General features: G+C 47.2%; 8 protein-coding genes. 1 reads left to right on the forward strand and 7 read right to left on the reverse strand.

The features are described 5' to 3' along the window. Positions 1-1115 precede the first annotated feature (1115 nt). The 7 genes from Q4E64_RS10910 to Q4E64_RS10940 form a co-directional block, all read right to left on the reverse strand. The gene (locus tag Q4E64_RS10910; protein ID WP_303167944.1) at positions 1116-1241 is read right to left on the reverse strand and encodes a hypothetical protein; all 126 of its coding nucleotides are present in this window, start codon (positions 1239-1241) and stop codon (positions 1116-1118) included. A gap of 46 nt (positions 1242-1287) precedes the next feature. After that, complete coding sequence (locus Q4E64_RS10915) at positions 1288-2244, reverse strand: L-lactate dehydrogenase (RefSeq protein WP_303167945.1); 957 nt, start codon at positions 2242-2244, stop codon at positions 1288-1290. Positions 2245-2334: 90 nt separating this feature from the next. Beyond that, complete coding sequence (gene larA, locus Q4E64_RS10920; RefSeq protein ID WP_303167947.1) at positions 2335-3633, reverse strand: nickel-dependent lactate racemase; 1299 nt, start codon at positions 3631-3633, stop codon at positions 2335-2337. A 115-nt stretch (positions 3634-3748) separates the two neighbouring features. Then, complete coding sequence (locus tag Q4E64_RS10925; protein WP_303167948.1) at positions 3749-5206, reverse strand: TrkH family potassium uptake protein; 1458 nt, start codon at positions 5204-5206, stop codon at positions 3749-3751. A gap of 18 nt (positions 5207-5224) precedes the next feature. Then, entirely contained in the window at positions 5225-6682 is a 1458-nt protein-coding gene (locus Q4E64_RS10930; RefSeq protein WP_303167950.1) for a TrkH family potassium uptake protein, read from the reverse strand. 5 nt (positions 6683-6687) lie between these two features. Further along, complete coding sequence (gene trkA / locus Q4E64_RS10935) at positions 6688-8031, reverse strand: Trk system potassium transporter TrkA (protein ID WP_303167951.1); 1344 nt, start codon at positions 8029-8031, stop codon at positions 6688-6690. Between the two features lie 159 nt (positions 8032-8190). Continuing rightward, the gene (locus tag Q4E64_RS10940) at positions 8191-9060 is read right to left on the reverse strand and encodes a LysR family transcriptional regulator (protein WP_303167953.1); all 870 of its coding nucleotides are present in this window, start codon (positions 9058-9060) and stop codon (positions 8191-8193) included. A 276-nt stretch (positions 9061-9336) separates the two neighbouring features. Between Q4E64_RS10940 and Q4E64_RS10945 the strand changes: the two genes are divergently transcribed. Next, positions 9337-10032: an aspartate/glutamate racemase family protein gene (locus tag Q4E64_RS10945; protein WP_303167954.1), complete on the forward strand. Its 696-nt coding sequence runs from the start codon at positions 9337-9339 to the stop codon at positions 10030-10032. The last annotated feature ends 60 nt before the right edge of the window (positions 10033-10092 follow it).

Raw genomic sequence — 10092 nt, forward strand, 5'->3', positions numbered from 1 at the left:
ACCAGTTAAATTTACAGTAACATAGGCATCAACCCCTGTCCCAGAAGATGGTCCATCATAATGGAATGATATATTACCATCCAATTTTACAGTTCCTTTTATATTTTCATTGATAGATACTTTAGCATCTCCGCGAGCCTTAATAGCGTTATCTCCTATTAAAGTAACATCCTTACCCTCAATATTAATTACACCCTCCGAAATCGCCTTTATTGCATTACCAAAATCTGTTTCAATATTAATCTTATCACCTTTGATGTTAACAGTAGAAATAGTACCATTAGGTGTAATGCCATTAGCATTATAAGTAGTGCCATTAGCAACTAAAACACCATTTCCTCCTTCAGCAAAATTCTCAATATTTACAGTATCACCAATAATATTAATTGTTCCTGCACCATAATCAGCTTCTATCGCACCACGCTCAAAACTATTATTCATTATATCGATTATTTTTCCTTCTATTTTTATATCGCAAGCAGTATTATAGTTGTAAAATCCCCATACCATTACACCATATGTATTCATAAAACTGCCAATTGATACTGATTTTGTGGTGTCATTTCCAACTACTATATTATGATTTGAGTAATTTGCTGAATTAGAAACAAAAATCCTACCTAACATAATATTTTTATCAGTTATATTTGCATCTTCATTTTCTATGCTCCTCGCCATCACATTCCCCGTCATCACAAACGCCATCAATGCTCCCAAAGCCAAGCTTCTTTTAAAAATTTTCTTCTTCATAAACACCCAACTCCTTTATAAAAAATTTATAAACTTGTATTACCAACTACCCTCTTGCACCCCAAATGATATTGGGTTGCTTTGTATGATAGCATTGCATTATCCGCTTACAAATAAAGAACTTTACCCTTAACCGGCACTTTTTGCCAAGCTTTTTGCTGCGGTGCAAAAAGCGTCGTTTGCCCAACTTTTCAAAAGTTGGCCTCTTTCTTGCATCTTCTTTCGAGGCCGAAAGAAGATGGTTTATCAAGCACTAGCCCTCGCTAGAACACTTCACAAAAAATACGAATAACCATTTCTACCTTTCACCTTTATTATAATCACTTGTCCCCCCCGGTCAACCTAAAATCCGCATTGAGCGGATTTTATTTGGGCACTAACGTGCCTGCTACGCCGCGAAGTTTAGCGCAACCAATAACGCCACGCTCCCAACCTGTTAAAGCAGCAAAAAAACGCAAAATAAAAAGCCCCGGTGCTTGCTGCTTTTTCAAACAGAAGCTCCGAAGCTTTCTAAACTTTATTTTTAAATTTTCACTTTTATTCCGCAGCCGGAATCCCCTCCGCAGTTTGAATATTTCTGCGCACATCCTCGCAGCAGATATGGAACTGCGCCAGCTCCTCCTGCGTCAGCGGCAGCTCCAGCACGCGCTCCACGCCGTTTTTGCCAATCAAGCAGGGTACGCCGACAAAGACGTCGCGCTCGCCGTACTCGCCGTCCAGCAGCATGCTGGCAGGCATAATGCGCTTTTCATCATTGAAAATACATTGCACCATGCGGGCTGCGGTCGAGCAAATGCCGTATTCGGTGCAGTGCTTGCCCGAATAAGTCACCCAGCCGCCGTCGATAGCCTTCTTTTGCAGCTGCGGCTTATCGAAGGCGAAGCGCGCGTCCTGCTTTTCCAGCGCGCTCAAAGCCACGCCGCCAAAGCTTACGCAGGACCAGGCAGCCATCTGGCTGGCGCCATGCTCGCCTATCATATAAGCGTTAATAGATTGCGGCGCGACTCCCGTCTGCTGGGACAGTTGGGAAATCAAACGCGAAGAATCCAACCCCGTGCCGGTGCCGAAAACGTGCCCCTTAGGCAGGCCGCTTTCCTGATAAATTAAATTCGTAATAACGTCGCAAGGATTAGTAATGTTGACGATAAAGCCCTTAAAGCCGCTGGCCATAACCTTATGCATATAGCTCTTGACCTGCGCAGCCGTAAAATTCAATTCGTCCAAGCGGTTGTTCGTCGCCACCAAATCGATATCGCCGATGCAGTTGACAATAATATCGCAATCGCCCACATCGGCATAGGTACCGCTATTGATAATGACATCGTGCGGACAGTACAAAACCGCGTCGCGCAAATCCTGTACCTCGCTGGCCAGCTTAGCCTCCTTCAGGTCGACCAAGACTAATTCGGCGGCAATGCCTTGAATTGCCAGACTATACGCTACATGAGCGCCAACATGTCCCAAACCGATAATACCTACTTTTCTTGTTTTCATAATTTCTGCTGCCCCTTGCTATGCGTCGGCAGCGTCCCCTCCTTTACGCAAAAACAAATTTACTGCAAATACAGTCGTGAAGCTTGATTTTTATTTATCCAAAATCGGCAGCGTTGCCGAAGCGTGACCCATAATTGTAATCGTATAATCTTTTTTGCCCTGCCTAGCCAGCTGCTCCTGCGCCTTTTCCCAAGCCTCTGCCAAAGTACGGCAGGGAATATGCCCGGTTTTGCGGACAAAATCAAAATTTTCCGGGCGCGTTACCAGATAAGCCGTCACATCGTTGACAATACTGCGGGCCTTGAAAGCGACGAACGCGGGAATGGTAAAATTAGCGCGAATATCCTTTTCAAACTGCTCCATATCGGTACGGCTGAAGCAGTCGGTAAAGATGGCCGGTTCCTTGATATCCGGGCAATCCAGCGTAAAAATCATAATGCCGCCCTTCTTCACCGCGAACTGCGCGTTCATGTGGCACTTAGTAGCCTGATATAAATTCAAATCCTTAGGATAACCGCCGGCAGAAGCGATAACGACGTCGGCCAGCTGCTTGATATGCACGCCGCCCATAGCCAGCAAATCCTTGCAGCCATGCTCCCAGGCTTCATACCAATGCCCGGCTACAATCTCGCTGATTTCGCCGTCGGGCGTAAAAACAGTGTTGACCAGAAAATCAGGCTTCAGCAAAGCCGCCGCTTCCTTCATATCCTGATGAATTGGGTTGCCCTCCAGCAGGCTGGCGTCGCAGGCCTTGTTGCAGCCGCCGCCTTCTACGGGCGACATGGTCATGCAATGGTTCAGCATAATGCTGTCGTAAGCGGCCACACCCGGCATAATTGCCTTGCGCCCGCCGCCAAAGCCGGCAAAGGGATGCAAAGTTACCGCGCCGGTTAAAATCACGCGGTCGGCATTAACTACATATTTGCTGAGCGCTACCTCGTTGCCAACGGAGGTTTTGCCCAAGGATACCATATCCTCCTTTTTGCGGCTGTCATGCTGCACGATTTTTAAGCGCTTAACCATTTCTTCGCCGCAGACTACGACGTCCTCCTCCGGCGTATGGCCGCGGTGCGTGCCCGTAGCGACGATAACGGTGATGTCCTCGTCCTTAACGCCGACGCTGTTCAGCTCGTCCACTATGACCGGCAAAAATTCTGCGGTACCGCACAAACGAGTAATGTCGCTGACAACGATGGTCACCGTTTCACCGGCGCGGACAATTTCGCGCAGCGGCTTAGACCCAATAGGATTGCGAATGGCTTCCCGCGTCGCCGCCACGATATCCGGGCAGACCTGCGCGTCGTTGCCGTGTATATCATAAATAACATGCTCCTCCGGCAGCAGCACCTCTTCCTGACGCTTGCCGATAGGTAAGAAGTATTTTTTCATTAGCATCCCTCCAATATAAGCGGATAGTATTTATTATACCTTATCAACGCGCAAAATAAAAGAAGAACATCTTTGACAGACATTCTTCCTTACAATTATTTCAATTTTTGTTTGCTCACCAGCGTTTACTGTTACGCCAATATTCGCTGCGCAGCAAAGCCAAAGCCGTGAACAGCTCCAGTCTGCCCAACAGCATAGCCAGGGACAGCGCCGCCTTGCTGCACGCCGGTACCTGCGCATAAGTTCCGGTCGCGCCGATACTGTCGAAGGCCGGGCCCACGCTGGCCATACAGGATGCCACGCCAAAAATTGCTTCCGTTACGTCCATTCCGTCAAAAGTCAGCACGAGGGACAAAGCGGCCACTAACAGAATATATACAAAAAAGAAACGGCTGATGTTGATAATAGTCTGCACCGGCAAAGGCTTTCTGCTGTAGTAAACATTGAGCAGCATTTGCGGATGCAGCGTGCGCCGCAGCTCGGCCGCCACAGTTTTCAGCAGCACAATCAAACGGCAGATTTTAATGCCGCCCGCAGTCGAGCCTGCGCAGCCGCCGGTGAAAAAAGTAAGCGCCAGCAGCAGCTTGGCAAACGAAGGCCAGTTATCGTAATTATCGGCCACGAAGCCCGTTGTCGACGCAAATGAAGCCACATGAAAAAAAGCCGTTTTAAAGCCATCGGCCAAACTGTAGCCGTTGACGATAACAATATTGGCCGTAATCAGCACGCTGATGCTGAACACCAATACTATATATACCTTAAATTCCAAATCGTGCCACAACGCCTTAAAGCCATTCTGCGTGACCTGGTAATAAACGGCAAAGTTACCGGCAGCTAAAATCATAAAAACACCTAAAGCATATTCTATCATAGAGCTGCCAAAATGCGCCACGCTGTTATCATAGTTGGAAAAGCCGCCTGTAGCGATAGCCGAACAGGCATGATAAACGGCGTCGTATTCGCTCATGCCCATACCCGCCAGAATACCCGTTAAAATAATCGTCAGCAACAGATAAATATAAAACAGCGCTATCGCCGTAGTGCGGATACGCGGCAGGATACGGCTGTTGGAAAAGCCCGTAACCTCGGCGTTAAACAAATACATAGCGCTGCCTGCAATCTGCGGCAGCAGGGCTACGAACAGCACAATAATGCCTATGCCGCCAATCCAATGAGTTAAAACGCGCCAAAAAAGCAAGCTGCGCGGCAGGCTTTCCAAATTGGCAATGGCCGTAGCGCCCGTCGTAGTCAGACCGGACATACTTTCAAAATAAGCGGCCACCGGGTCAAGCACGCCCATGAAGCAAAATGGCAGCGAACCCAAGGCCGCAGCCAGCACCCAGGAAAAAAAGACCGTGCCGATGCCCTCGCGCACCGATATATCCTTATGCGAAACGTCGCGTCCGTAATAATCAAACAAGCCGCACAGCACAACGGCAATAAAAATCGACAAAGTAAAATCAACGTAACAGCCTTCACCGTAGTACAAGGCCAACAGCAGAGGTATGAACTGCGCCGCGCCAATGCCGAACGATATTCTTCCCAAAAGATATAAAATTACCTTTGTATTCATACCCCATCTCCCAAGCTTTTACCAATTCTGCTTGTCGCGCCAAAAATCAGGACGCAGGATAGCCAGCATGGTAAAGATTTCCAAACGCCCCAGCAGCATGGCCACAATGCTGATAAAGCGCGCCCAATCCGGCAGGCTGCTGTAGGTCGACGTGGGTCCTACTACGCCAAAGGCAGGGCCGACGCTGCTCATGCAGGCGGCAATCAGGCCGATGGATTCCATTGCAGAAATGCCCGACAAGGAAATCAATAATGTCAAAACGATAAAGACCAATATATATAAGAAAAAAAAGCGCGTAATATTGCCTACGACAATGGGGTCGATATCCTTATCGCCCATTTTTACGGAATAAACGATACGCGGGTGCAGCGTGCGCAGCAACTCGGCCCACCCGGCCTTCAGCAAAATTATCAAACGCGATATTTTAATGCCGCCCGCCGTAGAACCGCTGCAGCCGCCGACAAACATCAGCATCAAAAGCACGCTGCGGCTGAAGCTGGGCCAGTTATCGAAGTCGTCCGAAGCAAAGCCGGTGGTACTGCCGATGGATACGGCCTGAAAAATACTGTGGCGCAGGCATTCGCCCAAGGGCAAATAATTGGTCAGATACAAATTGCCGCAAATCAAAAGAGCCGCAACTGCCAAAATGAACAAATAATAACGATGCTCCGTATCATTGCGAAAGGCCAGCCAATCGCCGCGCCATATTTTATAGTAAAGCGAAAAGTTCATGCTGGCAATCAGCATGAAGGCTATGGCAATGATTTCCACAAAAACATTATCAAAGGAAATCAAGCTGTCATGGTAATAGGAAAAGCCGCCCGTAGCCATAGTAGCCAAAGCCAGATTGATAGCCTGGAACAGGGACACGCCGGCTAAAAGCAGCAGTATTATCTCCACCAGCGTCAGCGAAAAATAAACAGAAAGAATCAACATCGCCGATTCCTTAATTTTAGGCAAAGTACGTTCCGCTACTGCTCCCGGCAGCTCGGCGTTAAACAGGTAGCTGGTGCCGCTGTTCATCTGCGGCATGATGATAATGAACAGCATAATGACGCCAATACCGCCCGTCCAATGCGTTAAACAGCGCCAAACTAACACGCTGGGCGGAAAATCATTAAAGGATTGCGCAGTAGTAACGCCCGTCGTCGTAAAGCCAGACACGCTCTCAAAAACCGCGGCCAAAGGGTCGGCGGGATTAAGAAATAAATAAGGCAGCGAGCCCATGAGGCACACCAACAGCCAGCCGCAGCCAACTATGGCAATGGCCTCGCGCACACGCAAGCGCTGCCGTGGGCGCTGCGTACCATAAATATTAAAAATTGATGCCACTGTCACCGAAGCAATCAAGCTAAAAGCAAAAATCCAAATATGCTCGCGGTCTACGGCAATAGCAGCCAATAACGGCAGCAGCAGCACTAAAGAAAAAGCTATCGTTAATTTTCCCAATAAACGATTTACCAGCCGTGCATCCATAGCGTCTACCCTCGGCCCTCAAACATAGGCACTGTGTTCTTGGAAAATTCACTCTTGATGAACAAAATAATGCGGTCGTTAGCCAGCAGTACCGTATCGCCGTTAGGAATATATGCCTCGTTATCACGCACAATGGCGCACAGCAGGCATTCCCGCGGCAGCTGCAAATCGCGCACAGCCACGCCGTCAACTTCGCTGCCCTTGCCCACGATGATTTCCAGCGCTTCCGCCTGAGCGCCCTCCAAAAGGGATACGGATACAATGCCGCCCTTGCGGATGAAGCGCAGCACTTCGCCGGCGCTGAGCAGACGGGAGGACAATACGATATCCACGCCCACCTTTTCCATCAGCTCAATATATTCCTTGCGCGCTACGCGGACGATGGTTTTACGTGCGCCCAAATGCTTGGCCAGCTGCGCCAGCAAAAGGTTAAGTTTATCGTCCTCCGTCAGGCAGATAACTACATCGGCCTCCGAAACGCCCTCCTCCATCAACAGGTCGATATCCGTACCGTCGCCGCACAGCACCAAGCCGCGTTTTAAATTGGACGCCAATAGTTGGCAGCGCTCCTTATTTTTTTCAATAACCTTGACCTGAATGCCCTGGTTTTCCAGCATGGGCGCTAAAAACCGCCCTGTACGGCCTGCGCCGATAATCAGCACTCGTTCTAATTTCTCATAGGTATTAGAGAAGCTTTTTTCAAAATCGCGAATGGCGTCGTGCTTGCCTACAAAATAAACGTTATCGCCGGGAATGACGTAATCGTTACCGCGGGGAATAATCATCCTGTGGCGGCGAAATACCATAGCCATCAATATATTCTTAGGTATATTCAAATCCTTTAATGGAATATTTATCAGCGGCGAATCCTCTTTAACCTTCGCCTCAAACATGCGCACCTTGCCCTCGGCAAATTCATCTACATTCAAGGCAGACGGCGTCATCAGAATATGGTCGATTTCCACAGCAGTAATGCGCTCCGGGTTAATTACCAAATCGATTTTCATATCCTTATTAAGCATTTCCGGCGCATGCACCGCATATTCCACATTACGAATACGGGCTACGGTATGCTTAATGCCATGGTTCTTAGCCATCAGGCAGGTTACCATATTAACTTCGTCGCTGTCAGTGCAGGCGATTAAAACGTCGGCGTCGCAAACGTCGGGATCGGCAAAGGTTGTAGGGCTGCAGGAATTGCCCTCGATAGCCAAAACGTCCAGCGAATTTTGCACTACTTCCTTACGCTTTGGGTCTACCTCTACAACTACTACGTCAAACTGGTCTTCTGCCAACAGCTGTGCAATACTAAAGCCCAGCTTACCCGCACCAGCTATAATAATACGCATTTTGCAAGCTCCTTTATACAGTCTTAATGTTCCGCTTTATTATAACACAAGAAGCAGGATTAAGAAAGCGGTTAATAATTTAGGCTAAGCATTCGTCCATAACCCTAATTAGAGTTTTTCATAATCCAGTAAATCCCTTGTCAAATTTTACAAAATAATTCACGGCAAATCGTCGACGCTTTCAAAAAGATAATCTATAAAATATTTACTGGCAATCGGCAAAGAGTTTTTATCCTTCATTACTAAACCGATTTTGCGGGTAACAGCAGGACGTATGGGCAAAATAGCAACCTGATAATTCGTTTTCCGCAAAACAAGCTCCGGCAGGATGCTAACGCCCAAGCCTGATTCTACCATTGATAAAATGGAGTAATCGTCATGCACGCGAATCTTTACATTAGGCTCCAGCCCCCTTTGCCGGAAGGCCTCCAAAGGCTTGCTCAACGCCCCTTCCTCAATGACTAAAAAAGGGTCGCGCTCCAGAGCTTCTAAAGTAACGTACTGTGCTCCAGCCAAGGGATGGTGCAGCGGAAGAACAGCCCTGTACTCTCCCTCTTTGATAAACTTGGCCTGCACCTTATCCAGCACGTCAAGATTCACAAAACCAAAATCCGCTTCGCCCGTCCTCACCCATTCCGGAATGCTATTATTATCACCTTGATGCAAAATAAATTCTATGCGCGGGTACTGCTGCTGAAATTTTTTAATCAGCGGCGGCAGCCAATGACAGGAAATACTCGAAAGCGTCCCTATGCGGATAACTCCGGAATCCAAGCCCCTTATTTGCTTCGCAATTTCCAGCATAGAATTATACTGCAAAACAGTTTTTTGAATAGCGGGAAAGAGCTGCTTTCCTTCCAACGTCAAACGGACACCATATCTGGAACGGTACAACAATTTAATGGATAATTCTTTTTCTAACGAAGAAATCATCAAGCTCATAGCCGGTTGCGTATAACCTAAAAGCTCTGCCGCTTTTGTAAAGCTGCCCAGCTCGACTATTTTTTGCAGTGCAACATATCTGTTCATCTTCAAATAACCTTTCAAAATGTTATGATAACAATCATTGATTTTACTTATGCTGTTTTTCAGTATATACTAAGTATAAATAAATTGCAAGGAGGCACGGTGATGATTAGAAAAGCGCTGCAAAGTAATCAGGCTTGATACTTGGGCAGGCAACCACCCGGCAGCCAACCTATATAGTAAAAGCGGCTTCCGCTTCGCCGGGAAAGCGCCAATCCTTTTGCAAGGGGTAATTTTTGAAGAACAAATATTTTTTGAGCTAAGATTGGAGGAAGAAGCATGAAAAAATTGGGCCTCATCGGCGGCGTTGGCCCCGAAGCTACCGTACCATATTATTTAGGGATTGTTTACGGCGTGCAAAAAAAATTAAACAAGCCGTTTTTCCCACCGCTTGTAATTGAAAGCCTTAGCTGCTTTGAAGTAATTCGCATGAGTTCTCAAAACGATAAAGAAGGTCTGACAAACTACTTACTGGCAGGCATCCGTAATCTTGCGGCCGCAGGAGCTGATGTAGGCGCTTTAGCCTGTAACACGGGGCATATGGTCTTTCAAGAACTGCAAAGACTGTCGCCCATTCCCCTGGTAAGCATCGTAGAAACTACCCGCGCAGAAACACAAAGGCAAAACTTTAAAAAAGTAGGCTTACTAGGAACTAGCGCCACTATGGAAAGCGATTATTTCACCAAATCGTTTACAGATTCAGGAATCAAAATTGTTATTCCGAAAGCAAAAGACAGGGACTACATTGCAGACCGCATTTTAAACGAATTGGAATTGGGAATCGTTAAAGAAGAAACAGGCGACCAATTTATACATATAGCAGAAGAAATGGCGCAAGAAGAAAAAATTGAAGCGCTAATTTTAGGATGCACGGAACTTCCCCTACTTTTCCAAAACAAGACTTTATCCGTTCCTGTTTTAGATACCATGCAGCTACACATTCAAGCGCTTGTAAATAAAATATTAGAAGAATAAACTGCGTCGGCAGATGTCTGCGCATATAAAAACAGCACCATGCTCAAGCATGGTGCTGTT

The sequence above is a fragment of the Phascolarctobacterium sp. genome (genome assembly GCF_030531065.1).
Taxonomy (GTDB): domain Bacteria; phylum Bacillota; class Negativicutes; order Acidaminococcales; family Acidaminococcaceae; genus Phascolarctobacterium_A.